Origin of the sequence: Nocardioides gilvus, assembly GCF_003194605.1 — a bacterium.
GTDB classification, from domain to species: domain Bacteria; phylum Actinomycetota; class Actinomycetes; order Propionibacteriales; family Nocardioidaceae; genus Nocardioides; species Nocardioides gilvus.
Window position 1 is genome coordinate 177,909 of the sequence record NZ_QHKY01000001.1, and the last position, 17,140, is coordinate 195,048.

Below are 17,140 nucleotides of genomic sequence, written 5' to 3' on the forward strand. Positions count from 1 at the left end.
GTCACCACTGTGCCGACCTCAGTCGCGGGTGTCCACTGATGCGTCCAGGCGCACCAGTGCGGTCACCAGGGCATCGCGCCGCAACCTGAGTTCACCGAGCTGAGCCTCCACGTCGTCCAGCAGGCATGCGAGATGGCGGCGCGGGTCCGACCCCGGCCAGACCGTCCGTACGTCGGGGCACCGCTCCTCATTGGCGGATCCGTCCGTGGTCTCCAGCTCGAGCAGTCCGTGCCGGGCGTAGAACGCACGGGCGCCCGCGTTCTCCTCGAAGACCCACAGCCCGAAGCCCCCGGGGATCCGGGACTTCACCAGGTCGAGGAGTGCGGCGCCGATCCCGATCCGGCTCCACGCCGGGTCGACGTAGATGTCGTCGAGCCACTCCTCGGTGAAACGCACGTAGCCGACGACGGCACCGTCCGCCTCCGCCACCCAGGTCTCGTCCTGGGCCATCTGCTCGGCCAACCGGGCCGAGAGCGAAATGAGGTCATGGACGCCGGGGGGCATCGTGGTGGCTGCACGAGCCCTCAACTGGAGGAGCGCCAAGCGGTCGGCCTCGGTGACCAGCGCGGGCCGCAGTCGTACGACACCCTCGTCCTCGCCGGAGGACTCAGTCGGCCCCACGGATGACTTCCAGGGCGTGAGCCAGGTCGTCGGGGTAGGTCGACTCGTACTCGACGTACTCCCCGGACTCGGGGTGTTCGAACCCCAACTTCACTGCGTGCAGCCACTGCCGTTCGAGCTTGACCTTCTTGGCCAGCGTGGGGTCCGCGCCGTAGGTGATGTCACCGACGCAGGGGTGCTTGAGCGCAGACATGTGCACCCGGATCTGGTGCGTGCGTCCGGTCTCGAGGTGGACCTCGAGGAGGCTGGCGTAGCGGTGCGCCTCCAAGGTCTCGTAGTGGGTGACGCTGGCGCGTCCGTCCTCCATCACCGCGAACTTGTAGTCGTGCCTGGGGTGACGGGCGATGGGGGCGTCGATCGTGCCCTCGTGCGGGTCCGGGTGGCCCTGGACCAGGGCGTGGTAGGTCTTGTCGACCGTGCGGTGACGGAACGCATTCTTGAGCACCGTGTAGGCGCGCTCGGACTTGCAGATCACCATCACCCCGGAGGTGCCGACGTCAAGACGCTGCACGATTCCCTGACGCTCGGAGGCTCCTGAGGTCGAGATCCGGAATCCAGCACCGGCCAGGTGGCCCACCACGGTCGGTCCGGCCCAGCCCGGGCTCGGGTGGACCGCTACTCCGACGGGTTTGTCGATCACCACGATGGCGTCGTCGTCGTGGATGATCTTGATCCCCTCCACGATCTCGGGGACCACGGCGAGTGGGTCCGACGCCACTGGAATCACCACTTCGAGCATCGCACCGGGGTGCACCCGCTCGCTCTTGCTGACAAGTGATCCGTCGAGGTGCACGTTGCCCACGGCGATCAGGTCGGCAGCCCGGGTGCGTGAAAAGCCGAACATCCGGGCCATCGCCGCGTCGACCCGCTCTCCGGCCAGGCCTTCAGGGACCAGCACGGTGCGGTGGTCGACTCGGGTGTTCATCGGGGGGTGTCCTCTCCGGACTTCAGAGGTCGCGCGGGCTCGCTCGACTCGGACTCGGGGCTGTCGGGTGCGGTGTCGGCGTCCGTCTCGCGGGACCCGTCGAGGGCCACCCCGCGCAGGCTCTGCAGGATGATCACCCCGGCGGCCACGTTGATGAAGACGTCGGCGAAGTTGAAGACTGGGAAGTTCCCGAAGCTCAGGAAGTCGATCACGTGCCCGCGGAAGGGCTCCGGCTCCCGGAAGACGCGATCAGTCAGGTTGCCCAGGATGCCGGCCAGGAGGACACCGAGCCCCACCGCCCAGAGCGTGTTGGCCATCCTGCGACTGAAGTACAGGACCGCCACGGCCGCCACGGCCGAGAGGCAGGTGAACACGATCGTGTACTCGGTGCCGGTGCTGAACGCGGCCCCCGGGTTGAAGACCAGCCGCAGGGTGAAGAAGTCACCGATGACCCCGACGTCGCGGTCGTCGAGCGCGACCAGGGCCCACGCCTTCGTGATCTGGTCCAGGAGGTAACCCCCCAGAGCCACTGCGACGAAAAGGGTCCACTGGCCTGACGACGGACGTGGTCTCGTGCCGCTGGAACTCAGCGACGCTCCTCGCGTTGCTTGCATGACAGGCACAGTGTCGCACGCGGGAAGGCCATGACCCTCATCTTGCCGATCGGCTGCTCACACGATTCGCAGACGCCGTAGGAGCCGTCCTCGATCCGCGCGAGAGCACGGTCGATCTGGGCGAGCATCTCGCGCTCGTTGTTCATCAGGGTGAGCTCCTGGTCGCGCTCGAAGCTCGTCGCCCCCACATCAGCCTGGTCGTGCCCTGCTCCGTCCCCGGCGTCGCGCATGAGACCGGTGAGCTCACGCTCCTGGACGTCCATCATCCGAACCAACCGCTCGCGGTGCTCGTTGAGCTCGGTGAGCACCTCGTCGACCTCGGCCTGACTCCACTGGGCCTCACCGTCCTGGACCACGAACCCGTCCGGGCCGGACCCGGAGGTCGACGAGGTGGACTTGGTCTTGACGCTCTTGCGGGCGGTTGGAGCCATCGGAGCATCCCCTTGGGCAGAAGAGAAGTGTGACCGCGGGGCCACACACGTGGATCGCAGGTTAGTGCTTTCCGGCAGAGGACTCAATGGTCCGCGCCCCTGCGTGTCGGCGAGGCACCTGCCGGTCCTCCAGGACATGGCAACGGCCGGCCCCGAAGGGACCGGCCGTTGTCTCAGAACCTGTGACTGGTGGAAGTTCAGCCCTCGTCGTCACCGAGGATCGAACGCAGACGCTTGGGCGCCGACGCCTCCCCGGCAGGCGGGTTCTCCATGCTCGCAGTGCCCTCGAGTGCCTCGAGCTGCTGGCTGAAGTACGTCTTCAGGCGCGAACGGTACTCACGCTCGAAGGAACGCAGGGTCTCGACCTCACCGTTGAGCTTGTCGCGCTCGGTCTCCAGGGCACCGAACATCTGCGTGCGACGCTCAGCGGTCTCGGAGTCGAGCATCTGCGCCCGCTGGCGAGCCTCAGCCTCGACACGGTCAGCCTTGCCCTTCGACTCGGCCTCGAGGCGCTCGGCCTTGGTGCGAGCCTCGCCGACGATCCGGTCGGCTTCGTTCTTGGCGCTGTCCACGAGCTCGTCCGCGTTGCGCGTGGCGATCTCCAACAGGCGTGCAGCAGCGTTGGAGGCCTCGGCGACGGTCTCGACCTTGATGGTCTCGGTCGCGGGCGCGGCAGCGATCACCGGCGCAACAGGCTCCGGGGCGACGACCGGGGCCGGCACGGGCTCCGGCTCGGGCTCCTGGATCGCGTACGGGGACGGCGCCGGGGCCGCGGGGGCTGCGTGCTGCGCTGCGGAAAGCTTGGCGCGCAGGTCGTCGTTCTCCTTGGTCAGGCGAGCGAGCTCGGCCTCGACCTCATCCAGGAACTGATCGACCTCTCCCATGTCGTACCCCTCGCGGAGCCGGACAGGAGTAAAGCGCTTGTTGCTCACGTCCTCAGGCGTCAGCGGCATGACCTCACCCAATCTCTTCATCGACAAACATGTGGTTCTGACTGTGGGAACAATAGCGCCAGTTCTCCACCCGTGGTGACGGACCCACGGCCATGGAGGCTGGTCGCACACCCCTGCGGGGCGCGAGGGTCGCCCTCAGGGCGGGGACTCAACGCAGGAAAATGGCGGTGATCAGGCTCAGCAGGAGCCAGCAGGCGATGAACACGATCATGAAACTCAGATCGAGGCCGACCTGACCGATGCGCACGGTGGGAACCCATTTGCGCACCACCTTGATGGGCGGGTCGGTGGCGGTGTACACGCCCTCGAGCACGACCAGGAGCGGGCCCCGGGGACTCCACTGACGCGCGAAGACCTGGACCCAGTCCACGATGAGCCTCACGATCAGAAGGACCAGGAAGAACCAGACGACCCCGTACAGGATCTGGCCGAGCGCACTCATTCGATCAACTCTGGTTGAAGAAGCCGCCCTCCACCAGGCGCTCCTTCTCCTCGACACCCACGGTCACGTTGGGCGGTGACAGCAGGAACACCTTGTTGGTGATCCGCTCGATGCTGCCTCGTGTCGCGAACACCAACCCGGCTGCGAAGTCGACGAGACGCTTGGCGTCCGAGTCGTCCATGTCGGAGAGGTTCATGATCACCGGAACCCCTTCGCGGAAGTTCTCACCGATCGTGCGAGCCTCGTTGTAGGTGCGCGGGTGCAGTGTGGTGATGCGACTCAGTTCGGTCACTGTCTGCGGAGGCGGGACCGGCGCCGGACGCCGACGCTCCGAGAGGTCTGCAATTGGCGCAGGGCCGCGGCCCTCCGGATGTCCAGCCATGGTCGCCTCATTGTCCGCGGCTCGATCGTCCGCGTAGTCGTCGTACCGACCGGTGTCTTCGAGCAGGCCGAGGTACTCGCCGATCCTGCGCATAGTGCCGCCGCTCATGAGCCATTCCTCCGGTACATCGGGGTGCCCGGGTTGGACACCCAACTATTTCTCGACATTACAAGATCTCCGGCCTTGGACCGAGGATCGCAGACCCGACACGTACGTGTGTCGCGCCATGGGCGATGGCAGCCTGGAGGTCGCCACTCATCCCGGCCGAGAGTGTCACGGCCGCCGGATGGCTGGCCAGGAACCTCTGGCGCACCTCGGCCAGACGGGCGAACGCACGATCAGGGTCCTCCCCCAGCGGCGCCACCGCCATCAGGCCGGCCAGGTTCAGATGAGACGCGCCACTCACAGTCCGGGCCAGAGCGTCGAGCTGCTCCGGGTCCACTCCAGCCCGGTGCTCAGCACCCGGGGGATCCAGACTCACCTGCACCAGGACGTCGATCACCTGGTCACGGGCCGCGGCCCCACGCTCGAGCCCGGTCACCACCTTGGGTCGGTCCACTGACTCGACGACGTCGGCATAGGCCGCCACCGCGGCTGCCTTGTTGCTCTGCAGTCCTCCGATGAAGTGCCACCGCAGACCGAGATCTGCACAGTCGCGCGCCTTCGTCTCCGCCTCCTGGTGCCGGTTCTCCCCCACGTCGGTGACGCCGAGCTCCGCGAGGAGCCGTACGTCGGAAGCAGGAAAGAACTTCGTGACCACCACCAACGAGACGCTGTCCGGGTCGCGCCCTACCTCTCGGCACGCACCACTGATCCGGCCGCGCACCGTCGCCAGTCCTGCGGCCAGGTCATCGAGGCGACTCATGAGGCCATCCAGACGAGCCCGGCGAGACGTCCGGCCGGCGCGCCCCCTCGGCGGTGGGACCACAGGGAGTCATCCTCCACCGTGCAGCTGCCCACCCGCTCGTGGACGACACCGAGCGCTTCGAGCTGGGACTCCACACCTCGACCGAGATCGAGGGAAGGTGTGCCCCACGAGGTCTCGGACCACGATGCCGGCACCGCGCGCGCCACCTCGGCGCGCATGTCGAGCGGCACTTCGTAGCACCCACCACAGACGTGCGGCCCGATCCAGGCGTGGATCGCGGCGGCCCCGCGCTCCTGCATGGCCTCGACGGCCCGTGGAACCACTCCCAGGGCGACTCCCGCACGGCCCGCGTGGACAGCAGCCACGATGCCCGCCCGGTCGTCGGCCAGCACCACGGGAACACAGTCGGCCGCCCGCGTCATCAGGGCAAGTCCCTGCGAATCCGTGACGAGGACATCCGCTTCCGGAACGCTGTCGGTGGACCCCTCGGCGACGACGTCCCCGTGCACCTGGGACATGCGCGCCAGCGGCACGCCGATGGCGGCACTCAACCGCGACAGCTCCGCAGCCAGACGCGACGGGTCGCGCCCTGCCCCCTCGGAGACGTCGACGGAGGCGTCGGTGAAGGCGATCTCGACCGTGAACCGGTCGGGACCACCCGCTGACCTCCTCCGTACGGCGAACACGTCAACTCACTTCAGGAAGTCGGGAATGTCCAGGTCGTCGCCGTCGAACTCGACCTTGCGCTGGACCCGGGGGCGTTCAGCCGCAGGCGTTTCGACAGGGGCGGGCGCCGGCTGGGCAGCCGGAGCCTCATTCACCGGCGCCGGTGCGGGACGCGCCCCACCGTTCTGGGTGAACTGCTGCGCCGCTTCGCGCGTCTGGGCCTGCGTCTGGGTCTGGGCCGGGCGGTTGAACGCCGAGCCGGAGTCCCGGCGCTTGGGCATCCCGCCGTCGAATCCTGCAGCGATCACCGTGACACGCACCTCGTCGCCCAGTGCATCGTCGATGGTGGCTCCGAAGATGATGTTGGCCTCGGGATGCACCGCGTCGGCGACCAGCGCTGCGGCCTCGTTGATCTCGAAGAGTCCGAGGTCCGAGCCACCGGCGATCGAGAGGAGCACGCCGTGCGCACCCTCGATGGAGGCCTCGAGCAGCGGGCTGGAGACGGCCATCTCTGCCGCCTGGACAGCGCGGTCGTCACCGCGCGCGGACCCGATGCCCATCAGGGCAGAACCAGCGTTGGCCATGACCGACTTGACGTCGGCGAAGTCGAGGTTGATCAGGCCGGGGGTGGTGATCAGGTCCGTGATGCCGGAGACGCCCTGCAGGAGGACCTGGTCCGCCTGCTTGAACGCATCGAGGACCGAGACGTTGCGGTCACTGATCGACAGCAGACGGTCATTGGGGATGACGATGAGGGTGTCGACCTCTTCGCGCAGCTTGCTGATGCCCTCCTCGGCGGAGTTCGCCCGACGGCGCCCCTCGAAGGAGAACGGCCGCGTCACCACACCGATGGTCAACGCGCCCAGTGAACGGGCGATGCGGGCCACCACGGGCGCTCCACCCGTACCGGTACCGCCGCCTTCACCAGCGGTGACGAAGACCATGTCCGCGCCCTTGATGACCTCTTCGATCTCGTCCGCGTGGTCCTCCGCCGCTCGCTCACCCACATCGGGGTTGGCGCCGGCGCCGAGCCCGCGGGTGAGTTCGCGACCGATGTCGAGCTTCACGTCGGCGTCACTCATCAGGAGTGCCTGCGCATCGGTGTTGATCGCGATGAACTCGACGCCCTTGAGGCCGACCTCGATCATCCGGTTGACGGCGTTGACGCCACCTCCACCGATGCCCACGACCTTGATGATCGCCAGGTAGTTCTGGGCTGCTGCCACGGTCTACGCCCTTCTGGTTCGAGCCCGAGCCAGTGCTCGCGACTCCGGAATGTCTGTGTGGTGGGTAGGCACGAACTGACCTGCCCCTCAAGCCCTCGAGCCCGAAGGAACTCTAACCGTGAGCCTGAGGGTTATAGTTATGTCAACCTCGTGTTGTCCATGACAGTAGGCAGACTCCAGGCCTCGATCGGCCTGGACACGCCGCGCCGGTCAGAAAAAGCAAAGAAAAGCAGAAGTCGGGAAGTTCAACCCGACACCACCGGCTGCCCGGGGACACTGACGTCGTACGACTTGGCAGTCTGGGCCTTCAGCAGGGCCGCGAGGACGGCGGCCTTGTCCTGTGACGACTCGCCACTCCCCCACAGGACGGTGCGACCGCCGCGCAGGACCAAGGTGATCCGGTCGATGCTCTCGACGTTGACGCGACGCACCTTGGCCGCGAGGTCGGCAGGCATCGCCGACAGCACGGTGGCGGCCTCCTCGAGCGCGTCCCGGTCGACGTTGCTCCCGACCCGCACGCGTGGCAGGTCCTTGGGGGGCTGCGGATAGTCGCGGAAGACGACGCCACTGCGATCCATCCCCCGGGTCTCGCCACCGATCTCGGCGACCGCCACAGCCTCTCGTTCCGTCACCTCGACCTTGAGTGTGTGCGGCCAGTCCCGCTCTGCGCGCACCTCGAGCACGGGCGCCAGCGCCTCGACCCGTCGCTCGACCCCGGCCAGGTCGATCTCGGCGAGCGGCGTTCCGTCCTGGACCCCAGCCACACTCCGCACCTGATCGGGCGTGAGGTGGTCGATGCCGTCGACCGCCACGGACTCCACGGCCAGGAGCGAGGAGAACCACACGACCCACACGGCCGCCCCGCCCGCGGCCACGAGCACCACAAGAGCCAGCACCGGACGCCACACCCCCCACCGGCGGGCACGCTGTCGACGGGCGAACCGCTGACGCATCCGCTCCTGGGAGGCAGCCGCACGGTCGCGCCGCTGGGGGTCAGGCGATTGAGGCGTCCGGGACTTCCGAGGGGTCTGGGCCATCGATCAGTTCCGCTCGGCGAGGAGCTCCAGCACCCGCGGGCCGAGCTGGGTCACGGTCCCTGCACCCAACGTGAGCACGAGGTCACCCGGCTGGGCACGGCGTACGAGCTCGGCCGGGACGGTGTCGAAGTCCGGGAGGTAGGCGACCCGGCCCGGCGGCAGTTCGCAGGCGTCGGCGACCAGCGCACCGGTCACCGCCGGATCCGCCTCCTCGCGAGCCAGGTAGACGTCGAGGACGACCACCTCGTCGGCGGCCTCGAGCGCTCGACCCATGGCCACGCCGAAGATCTTGGTCCGCGAGACCAGGTGAGGTTGGTAGGCCACGACGACGCGCCCCTCGCCGGCGAGCGCGCGGGCTGCCTGCAGGTCGCCCGCGATCTCGACCGGGTGGTGGGCGTAGCTGTCGTAGACGCGCACGTCCGCCTCCTCACCCTTGCGCTCCATCCGACGCCGCGTTCCGGCGTAGGCGCCGAGACCTGCGTTCAACTCGTCGAAGCCGTGCCCCAGGCGCAGTCCGGCCGCCAGCGCAGCGGCGGCATCGAGGAGGTAGTGGCGCCCCGGGATCTGGAGCACCAGACGCCCGAGCTCGCCCTCGGCGCCCAGCACGGTCGCCGAGGACCGGCTGCCGACGAACTCGAGATCGACCAGGCGGAGGTCGGCCCCCTCGCTCTCGCCGACCCGTACGACGTCGAGTCCGCGCCCGGCGGCGAGATCCGCCAGGTCGGCGGCACCGGGGTCGTCCACGACGCACACGAGGAAGCCGTCAGGGTCGATGCGCCCGAGGAAGGTCTCGAAAGCAGCCCGGTACGCCTCCTCGGTGCCGAAGTGGTCGAGGTGATCTGCCTCGACGTTGGTCACCACAGCGCCGAAGGGCCGGTAGACCAGGAAGGCTCCGTCGCTCTCGTCGGCCTCCGCCACGAAGACGTCACCGGTGCCGACACGGGCGTTGGTGCCGGAGGCGGCGAAGTCCCCGCCCACCGCGAACGTGGGGTCCGCTCCAGCTGCCTGCAACGCCGAGGTGAGCAGGGAGGTCGTCGTGGTCTTGCCGTGCGTGCCGGCCACGGCAATGGTGCGTCTGCCCGTCATCACCGAGGCGAGGCCGGCCGAGCGAGGCCACAGGCGTGCTCCCTGGGCGATCGCGGCCACGACCTCGGGGTTGTCCTCGCGCACCGCGGTGGAGACCACCACCGTGTCGGCGCCGGCAACGTGCTCCGACGCGTGGCCCACGTGGACGGTTGCCCCCATGTCGCGCAGGGCCGCCAGGGTGGGCGAGTCGTTGCCGTCGCTGCCGGAGACCACCACCCCGCGTTCGAGCATGATCCTGGCGATGGCGGAGAGACCCGCGCCGCCGATGCCGACGAAGTGGACCCGTCCGAGATCCTCGGCTGCCGGAATCACGTCGGGCACGGGGACCTTCATCGAGCAGCCTCCAGGATCAGGCGCGCCAACTTGTCGTCGGCGTCGAGCGGGATGACGTCCGAGGCTGAGCGACCCATCAGCTCCAGGGCGGCCTCGTCGTTGAGCAGCGCCGGCAGTGCCGAGCTGATCCAGTCGGAGGTCAGGTCCCGATCGGCGACGAGGAGCCCGCCCCCTGCGTCCACCACGGGGTGGGCATTGAGCGCCTGCTCTCCGTTGCCGATCGGCAACGGTACGTAGACGGCAGGCAGCCCGACGCCGGAGACCTCGGTGACGGTGTTGCTCCCGGCCCGGCACACGACGGCGTCGGCGGCCGCGTAGGCCAGGTCCATCCGGTCGACGTAGTTGAGAACCACGTAGGGCACGCCTGTCTCGGGCGCCCGGAGCTCCTGCTTGGGACCGACCACGTGGAGCACCTGGACGCCGGCGTCAGCCAGGCTCTGAGCGGCACCCGAGACGGCGGCGTTGATCCGCGCCGCCCCCTGGGAACCTCCGGTGACCAGCAGCGTCGGACGATCAGGGTCGAGGCCGAAGGTGATCCGGGCCTCGGCGCGCAGCGCCGCCCGGTCGAGCGTCGAGATCATGCGGCGGATCGGGAGTCCGGTCCAGGTGGCGTGCGGCAGGGCGGTGTCGGGAAAACTCGTGGCCACGTGACGGGTCATCCGGGCCCCCAACTTGTTGGCGATCCCGGCCAGGGCGTTCCCTTCGTGCACCACGATGGGGAGCTTGCGCGAGCGGGCCGCCAGGTAGGCCGGCACGGAGACGTACCCGCCGAAACCGACGACCACGTCAGGGCGTACGCGGTCGACCACCTCCAGGGCGGCGGTGCGGGCGGCCAGCAACCGAGCGGGCGTACGCAGCAACTCCTTGCCGGGCTTGCGGGGCAGCGGCACCTTCGGGACGAACTCCAAGGGGTATCCGGCCTCGGGCACCAGGCGGGCCTCGAGACCGGTGCTCGTGCCGAGGCAGGTGATCACCACGTCAGGCTGGAGCCGGCGGAGGGCGTCCGCCGTGGCGAGCAGGGGCGAGGTGTGTCCGGCAGTGCCACCGCCGGCGAGAAGAACATGCATGATGACTCCAGCCTAGGAGGTGCGGCGCGAGGAGCTCAGGCGGGCCGAGACCCCGGAGTTGCGAGCCCGACGCGCCTCGAGCTCTGCTGCGGCGGCCGGCTCGCGCCGTGCGAAGCCGATGAGCAGGCCTAGAGCAACCAGGGACGGCACCAGGGCGGACCCGCCGTAGGAGATCAGCGGGAGCGGGACCCCGATCACCGGCATGATCGCCAGGACCATGCCGACGTTGATGATCATCTGGCCCAGCAGCCAGGCCACGATCCCGAAGGCGGCGTAGCGCACGAACGGGTCTGCCGTGGCGACCGCCACCCTGACCGCGGCGAACGCAATGGTGCCGAAGAGGGCCACGACGAAGGTGGTGCCGACGAGACCGAGCTCCTCGCCCAGGACCGCGAAGATGAAGTCGGTGTGCGCCTCCGGCAGGTCACCCCACTTCTGCGTGGAGTCACCGATCCCGGACCCGAACCATCGCCCGGTCGCCATCGCGAAGAGGCCGTGCGAGGCCTGCCACCCGGTGTCGGTGTAGTCCTTCATCGGGTCGACGAAGTTGGTCAGGCGGTCCATGCGGACGGCGCTCGTCGACGCAGCGACGAAGGCCAGACTGACGATCGCCACGAAACCCCCGGCGAAGAAGCGCCAGTCGAGTCCCACGACCCACAGCAGGGCCATCAGGATCCCGGCCAGCACGAGCGCGGTGCCGAGGTCGCGCCCCAGGATCACGAGTCCGATCAGTGCACCGATGCCCGGAAGCACCGGCACCAGGACGTGGGAGGTGCGGTCGAGGAGGTGCTCCTTGCGGGCGAAGACGTGGGCCGCCCAGAGGACGATGGAGATCTTCGCGACCTCGGAGGGCTGCATCTGCAGCGGCCCCAGAGCGAGCCAGTTGGTGTTTCCGTTGACCTCGACGCCCAGGCCGGGCACCTGGACGAGGGCTAGCAGGAGGAGCGCCAGGATGTACGCCGGCCAGACCAGTCTGCGGAGCAGGTCGACCCGCATCCGCGAAGCGAGGAAGGCAGCCGGCAGCCCGATCGCGACCCACATGAGCTGGCGCTTCACGATGGCGTAGGAGTCGTCGTGCCAGCGGAAGGCGTACACGCTGGAGGAGCTGGTGACCATCAGCAGACCGATGGTCAGCAACAGGGCCGAGGCACCGAGCAGGAGGTAGTACGACGCCAACGGGTGAGCCAACCCGTCACGCAGCGCGAGGCGCACGCCGCCCCACGCGGACACGGACCCCCTGGAGGCACCGGCGACGTCATCGGCCCGGTCATCGGCTCCGGGCGCGGCCGAGGGCGATGGATCCGGGCGAGTCGTGGTGGCACCGGTGGTGGCCATCTCACTCCTCCCGGTCGCCCACTGCACTGACAAGCGCTCATCAACTCGACGAGACGCGTGTGACCAGTCTCGTCCGGCCCCGGGGCGTTCAGCAGCACATCGTGCGCGTGTCGCGATCAGGGCTGGTGTGCGCGCAGACCGTCGCGCACCGCCGCCTGGGGAACGCCGTACGCGCGTGCCAGCGTCGCGGCTGCGATCGCGGCGGCGACGTACTCGGGCTCGGTCGAGGCGAGGTCGGAGATCGTGCAGAGCTCGGCGGCGCTGGTGTCGCGCTGCGGGATGAAGGCGCGGTCGGCCACGATGTCCTCGACCAGCCCGACCATGCCGACACCGGGCATGCCGAAGGTGAAACCGACGGCCCGGGCACCCTCCACGACGTCGGCCTCCTCGACCATCTTCCGGGTCCGCTCGTCGGCGACGTTGTAGACACAGACCTGCTCGACCTGGGCATAGACCTTCGCCGTGTCGGCCAGCCAGGCCTCGTACGAGGCGTGCCAGCGCGGCCAGTCGTCCTCGCCGGCGCTCCCGAGACCGACCACCGCTGCCGACTGGGCGCGCATGGAGTAGGTGTGGTGCAGCTGGAAGCTCGAGACGTCGGCGCAGATGACGTCGTAGGGATCGGGCTCCATGACGATCTCGACGAGCGAGAGCCCCACATTTCCCGCTGCCACCGACCTGACTCCTGCGGCCCGCAGGATCGAGTCAAGCATCCGGACGGTCGTACCGCGCGCGCCGACGCCGGTGACGACCAGCCACGGGACGTCGTGCTCGGGGTCGCGCAGTCGCCAGGCCAGCTCCACCTCACCCCAGACCGGGATGTCGCGCTCCAGGGCCTGCAGCACCACTGCGGAGTCCGGGCGCCATCCGGGCGAGACGACCAACAGGTCGACGTCTGCGGGCAGCAGGTCTGCCACGCCCTCCCCGAGCCGTACGTCCGCCCCCAGGACGCCGAGCAGCTCGGCCTTCTCCTCGAGCTCGGGATCGGCCCTCTCGTCCAGGGCGACCACGCTGGCACCGAGGTGGTTCAGGTTGTCGGCCGAGGCGAACCCGGCGACGCTGAACCCGGCCACGGCCACCCGGACTCCTTCCCAGGAGTCGTTGCGGGTCAGGGCGTCGAGGTCAGGGCGACTCATCCGATCCCCGCCACCCATTCGCCGTAGAAGATGCCGATGCCGGCGGCGACGGCCATCGCGGCGATGATCCAGAAGCGGATCACCACCGTGACCTGCTCCCAGCCGAGCATCTCGAAGTGATGGTGCAGCGGCGCCATCCGCAGGATCCGGCGGCCCTTGGTGATCTTGAAGAAGCCCACCTGGAGAACGACCGAGAGGGTCTCGATGACGAAGAGGCCACCGATGATGACGAGCAGGAGCTCGGTGCGGGTGAGGATCGCCAGTCCGGCCAGCGCCCCACCCAGGGCCAGCGAGCCCGTGTCACCCATGAAGATCTGCGCCGGCGAAGCGTTCCACCACAGGAAGCCGAAGCAGGCACCCATGATGGCCGCACAGATGACCGCCAGGTCGAGCGGATCTCGCACCTCGTAACAACTCGTCGACGGCGAGAGCGCGCAGGACTGGTTGTACTGCCAGATGTTCACCAGGAGGTAGGCACCGAAGACCATCATGGCGGCACCCGTGGCGAGTCCGTCCAGACCGTCGGTGAGGTTCACGGCGTTGCTGAAGCCGGTGATCAGGAACCAGATGAAGATCACGAGCAGGATCGTGGGGACCTTCCAGGCGTCGAAGTCCCGGATGAAGGAGATGTGGTGCGAGGCCGGTGACTGCCCGCGGTCGTTGGCCAACATCGGCGAGAGCGCGAGCACGCCGAAGGCGATGGCCACGACCGTCTGCCCGATCATCTTCGCCTTGCTCCGCAGCCCGAGGCTGCGCTGCTTGACGATCTTGATGAAGTCGTCGAGGAATCCGACGAACCCGAGACCGACGAAGAGGAAGAGGAGCAGCCAGGCCGACGCACTGGGGACCTGCCCGGTGAGCAGCTTGGCGACGAAGTAGGCGAGCACCGAGGAGCCGATGATCACCAGCCCGCCCATGGTCGGCGTGCCGCGCTTGGTGTGGTGGGTGGTGGGCCCGTCCTCGCGGATCTCCTGACCGTAACCACGGCGCGAGAGGAACGTGATGGCGCCGCGGGTGCCGATGAGCGACAGGATCAGGGCGAGTCCACCTGCGAACAGGATCGCTTTCATCGGGCTGCAGCCCCTTCCGCGAGGATTTCTTCGACGATGCGTTCGAGTGCCGCACCTCGTGATGCCTTGACCAGAACCGCGTCCGTGGCCGTCACATTCTCCCGCACCCAGAGCAGTGCCTCGTCCCGGCTCGCCGTGATGATCGCCTCACCGACCCACCCATGTTCCTGCTGGGCGGCGTCGGCTATCTGTGCCGCACTGTCCCCCACCGTGACGAGGACGTCGATCCGGGCCGACGCGACGCTCTCCCCGACCGACCGGTGACCGGTGAGGGTGTCAGCCCCCAGTTCACGCATCTCGCCGAGCACGGCGATGGTTCGCCCGGCCCGCGAGGCCTTGATGTGACCCAAGGTCTGCACCGCGGAGCGCATCGATTCAGGATTGGCGTTGTAGGCGTCGTTGACGACCAGGAGACCGTCGCTGCGTACGTGGGGCTCCATCCGCCACCTCGACACCTCGACCACCTGGCCCAGACGCGTCGCGACGGTGTCGAGGTCGACGCCCACCGCGAGGGACATCGCAGCCGCGGCTGCGGCGTTGCTCACCTGGTGCGCGCCGAGCTGTTGCAGTGAGACGCGCGCCCAGTGGTCGCGGTGGCCGAGTTCGAAGGTGGGGCGCCCGAGCGCATCGAAGTCGAGGCCTCGCCAGCTCACCTCCCCCTCGGCACCGAAGGTCAGCACCCGGGCCGAGGTCCGGGTTGCCATCTCCCGGACCAGTGGGTCGTCGGCGTTGAGGACGGCCACGCCGTCGTCCCCCAAGGCCTCGACGATCTCGCCCTTCGCGAGCGCGATCCGCTCACGGCTGCCGAACTCCCCGACATGGGCCGTCCCCACGTTGACGACGGCGGCGACGTCGGGCGGCGTGATCACGCAGAGCTCGTCGATGTGCCCGACCCCGCGCGCGCCCATCTCCACGACCAGGTACTCGGTCCCGGTCGTGGCACGCAACGCCGTGAGCGGCACACCGAGTTCGTTGTTGTTGTTGCCCAGCGTGGCCACGGTCGGCCCCACACCCGCCAGCACGGCGGCCAGGTAGTCCTTCACCCCGGTCTTGCCCTGGGAGCCGGTGACGGCGAGCACCCGGACACCCAGGGCTGCGACGACGTGGCGGGCCAGCAGACCCAGAGCGACGACGGGGTCGGCGACCACGACGGCCGGGACCCCGCAGGGCCGCGATCCCAGCACTGCGGCCGCGCCCGCCGCCACGGCACCCGCTGCGTAGTCGTGGCCGTCGGCGTGCTCGCCGACCACGGCCACGAAGAGGCCACCGACGGGGACCGAGCGACTGTCGACGCCGGCGGGATCGGTGACCGTGACCCCCTCGGGGTCGTCGTGCACCACGCCACCGACCACCTCGGCGACCTCTGGCAGGCTCATCGGGATCATCGGGTCGCCAACTCCTCGCGCACGACCTCACGGTCGTCGAACGGCCACGTCACGCCAGCGATCTCCTGACCGGACTCGTTGCCCTTCCCCGCCACCAACACGATGTCCCCGGGGGCTGCGAGGCGCAACGCTTCGCGGATCGCGGAGCGCCGTTCACCGATCTCGAGCACCTCGGCACGGGGCTCGGTGACTCCTGCCAGGACAGCGGCGCGGATGACGGCAGGATCCTCGCTGCGCGGGTTGTCGTCGGTGACCACGAGGACGTCGGCCAGGCGCGCCGCAATCTCACCCATCAGCGGCCGTTTGCCGGTGTCGCGGTCGCCGCCGGCCCCCAGCACGACGATGAGCCGCCCCCGGGTCAGAGGACGGAGCGTACGCAGGGTCGCCTCGACCGCGTCCGGCTTGTGGGCGTAGTCGACGACCACCGCGAACTCCTGGCCCTCCTCGATGCTCTCGAGCCGTCCGGGCACTCCCGGACCGTTCGCGATCCCCGCAGCCACGCCGACCGGGTCCTGACCGGCGAGTGCGACCGAGGCGATGGCGGCCAGTGCGTTCGCCACGTTGAAGTCGCCGGGAAGCGGCACCGAGGTGTGCAGAATGAGTCCGTCGGGGCCCAGCACCGTGAACGTCGATCCGTGCGCGCCGCAGTTGACGTCGACTGCTCGCCAGTCGGCTTCGGCGCCTGATGCCGAGAAGGTGGCGGTCTCGATCTTCGCGTCGGCGGCGAGTCGGCGACCATGCGCGTCGTCGACGTTGACCAGCCCTCGGCGAGCCCGTTGGGGAGTGAACAGCGAGGCCTTGGCCGCGAAGTACTCCTCCATGTCGGCGTGGAAGTCGAGGTGGTCACGCCCCAGGTTGAGGAAGGTGGCGACGTCGAAGAGCACGGCGTCCACGCGACCCATGACCAGTGCGTGGCTGGAGACCTCCATCGCACAGAGCTCCACCTCACGCTCGCGCATCAAGGCGAAGAGCGCTTGCAGTTCCGGGGCCTCGGGGGTGGTCAGGGTCGAGGGGATGTCGACGCCCGCGATCCTCGTGCCGACGGTGCCGACCACGGCCGCCGGCGTCCCGGACCTGGCAAGACCGCCCTCCGCCAGCTGGGTGACCGTGGTCTTGCCCTGGGTCCCGGTGACCCCGACCATTCGCATGGCGGTGGCGGGCTCGCCGTACAGACGGGCGGCCAGCGCACCGAGGTGGTGCCGGGGGGCGTCCACCACCACGACCGGCACGTCAGCGGGCACCATCGCAGCTCCGGCAGCGTCGGTCAGCACTGCACGCGCTCCGGCCGCCAAGGCCTGCGGGACGTACGTCGCCCCGTGGACCCTGGTGCCCGGCAGGGCTGCGTACATGTCGCCGGGAAGGACTCGCTGGGTGTTGAGCATCAGACCGGTGATCTCGACGGACTCGTCTCCGCGGACCTCGACCGCAGCCGGGTCACCCACCATGGAGCCCAGCCACGTCGCGATCTCGGCGGGCGAGCTGCGCGGCGGGGTCTCCGGTCGCGTCGCCGCCACCTTCTGCACATCGACCATCCGAGTGAGGCTAACCCCAGCCGAGTCCGGGGTC

18 protein-coding genes are annotated in these 17,140 nt (G+C 69.0%); all 18 read right to left on the reverse strand.

Annotated features, from left to right (window positions below):
- Positions 1-18 precede the first annotated feature (18 nt).
- Positions 19-621, reverse strand: a complete 603-nt coding sequence (locus tag DNK52_RS00795) for a GNAT family N-acetyltransferase (protein WP_110238666.1) — start codon at positions 619-621, stop codon at positions 19-21.
- Positions 608-1,546 (reverse strand): RluA family pseudouridine synthase, encoded by a 939-nt coding sequence (locus DNK52_RS00800; protein ID WP_110238667.1) that lies wholly within the window; start codon positions 1,544-1,546, stop codon positions 608-610. Before DNK52_RS00800 ends, DNK52_RS00795 begins: the two co-directional genes overlap by 14 nt.
- Complete coding sequence (lspA, locus tag DNK52_RS00805) at positions 1,543-2,160, reverse strand: signal peptidase II (protein WP_110239892.1); 618 nt, start codon at positions 2,158-2,160, stop codon at positions 1,543-1,545. Before lspA ends, DNK52_RS00800 begins: the two co-directional genes overlap by 4 nt.
- A complete protein-coding gene (locus DNK52_RS00810; RefSeq protein ID WP_110238668.1) occupies positions 2,133-2,591 on the reverse strand; it encodes a TraR/DksA family transcriptional regulator in 459 nt (152 codons plus the stop codon). The genes lspA and DNK52_RS00810 overlap by 28 nt, the downstream gene beginning before the upstream one ends.
- Positions 2,592-2,788: 197 nt before the next feature.
- Positions 2,789-3,544, reverse strand: coding sequence for a DivIVA domain-containing protein (locus tag DNK52_RS00815; protein ID WP_110239893.1), 756 nt, complete (start codon positions 3,542-3,544; stop codon positions 2,789-2,791).
- A gap of 148 nt (positions 3,545-3,692) precedes the next feature.
- Positions 3,693-3,986: a YggT family protein gene (locus DNK52_RS00820; RefSeq protein ID WP_110238669.1), complete on the reverse strand. Its 294-nt coding sequence runs from the start codon at positions 3,984-3,986 to the stop codon at positions 3,693-3,695.
- Between the two features lie 4 nt (positions 3,987-3,990).
- On the reverse strand, positions 3,991-4,476 hold the full coding sequence (locus DNK52_RS00825; protein WP_110238670.1) for a cell division protein SepF: 486 nt from the start codon (positions 4,474-4,476) through the stop codon (positions 3,991-3,993).
- 58 nt (positions 4,477-4,534) lie between these two features.
- Positions 4,535-5,233, reverse strand: a complete 699-nt coding sequence (locus DNK52_RS00830) for a YggS family pyridoxal phosphate-dependent enzyme (protein ID WP_110238671.1) — start codon at positions 5,231-5,233, stop codon at positions 4,535-4,537.
- On the reverse strand, positions 5,230-5,922 hold the full coding sequence (locus tag DNK52_RS00835) for a purine nucleoside phosphorylase YfiH/LACC1 family protein (protein WP_110238672.1): 693 nt from the start codon (positions 5,920-5,922) through the stop codon (positions 5,230-5,232). The genes DNK52_RS00830 and DNK52_RS00835 overlap by 4 nt, the downstream gene beginning before the upstream one ends.
- Before the next feature lie 6 nt (positions 5,923-5,928).
- The gene (gene ftsZ, locus DNK52_RS00840; RefSeq protein WP_110238673.1) at positions 5,929-7,128 is read right to left on the reverse strand and encodes a cell division protein FtsZ; all 1,200 of its coding nucleotides are present in this window, start codon (positions 7,126-7,128) and stop codon (positions 5,929-5,931) included.
- A gap of 245 nt (positions 7,129-7,373) precedes the next feature.
- On the reverse strand, positions 7,374-8,081 hold the full coding sequence (locus tag DNK52_RS00845) for a cell division protein FtsQ/DivIB (protein WP_239455296.1): 708 nt from the start codon (positions 8,079-8,081) through the stop codon (positions 7,374-7,376).
- Positions 8,082-8,168: 87 nt separating this feature from the next.
- A complete protein-coding gene (gene murC / locus DNK52_RS00850; RefSeq protein ID WP_110238675.1) occupies positions 8,169-9,584 on the reverse strand; it encodes a UDP-N-acetylmuramate--L-alanine ligase in 1,416 nt (471 codons plus the stop codon).
- Positions 9,581-10,651: an undecaprenyldiphospho-muramoylpentapeptide beta-N-acetylglucosaminyltransferase gene (gene murG, locus DNK52_RS00855; RefSeq protein WP_110238676.1), complete on the reverse strand. Its 1,071-nt coding sequence runs from the start codon at positions 10,649-10,651 to the stop codon at positions 9,581-9,583. The genes murC and murG overlap by 4 nt, the downstream gene beginning before the upstream one ends.
- Before the next feature lie 12 nt (positions 10,652-10,663).
- Complete coding sequence (gene ftsW, locus DNK52_RS00860; protein WP_110238677.1) at positions 10,664-11,986, reverse strand: putative lipid II flippase FtsW; 1,323 nt, start codon at positions 11,984-11,986, stop codon at positions 10,664-10,666.
- 116 nt (positions 11,987-12,102) lie between these two features.
- Complete coding sequence (locus DNK52_RS00865) at positions 12,103-13,119, reverse strand: Mur ligase family protein (RefSeq protein ID WP_110238678.1); 1,017 nt, start codon at positions 13,117-13,119, stop codon at positions 12,103-12,105.
- On the reverse strand, positions 13,116-14,189 hold the full coding sequence (gene mraY, locus DNK52_RS00870; protein ID WP_110238679.1) for a phospho-N-acetylmuramoyl-pentapeptide-transferase: 1,074 nt from the start codon (positions 14,187-14,189) through the stop codon (positions 13,116-13,118). The genes DNK52_RS00865 and mraY overlap by 4 nt, the downstream gene beginning before the upstream one ends.
- Positions 14,186-15,565, reverse strand: coding sequence for a UDP-N-acetylmuramoyl-tripeptide--D-alanyl-D-alanine ligase (locus DNK52_RS00875; protein ID WP_239455297.1), 1,380 nt, complete (start codon positions 15,563-15,565; stop codon positions 14,186-14,188). The genes mraY and DNK52_RS00875 overlap by 4 nt, the downstream gene beginning before the upstream one ends.
- A 5-nt stretch (positions 15,566-15,570) precedes the next feature.
- Positions 15,571-17,106, reverse strand: a complete 1,536-nt coding sequence (locus DNK52_RS00880) for a UDP-N-acetylmuramoyl-L-alanyl-D-glutamate--2,6-diaminopimelate ligase (protein WP_110238681.1) — start codon at positions 17,104-17,106, stop codon at positions 15,571-15,573.
- Positions 17,107-17,140: the final 34 nt, after the last annotated feature.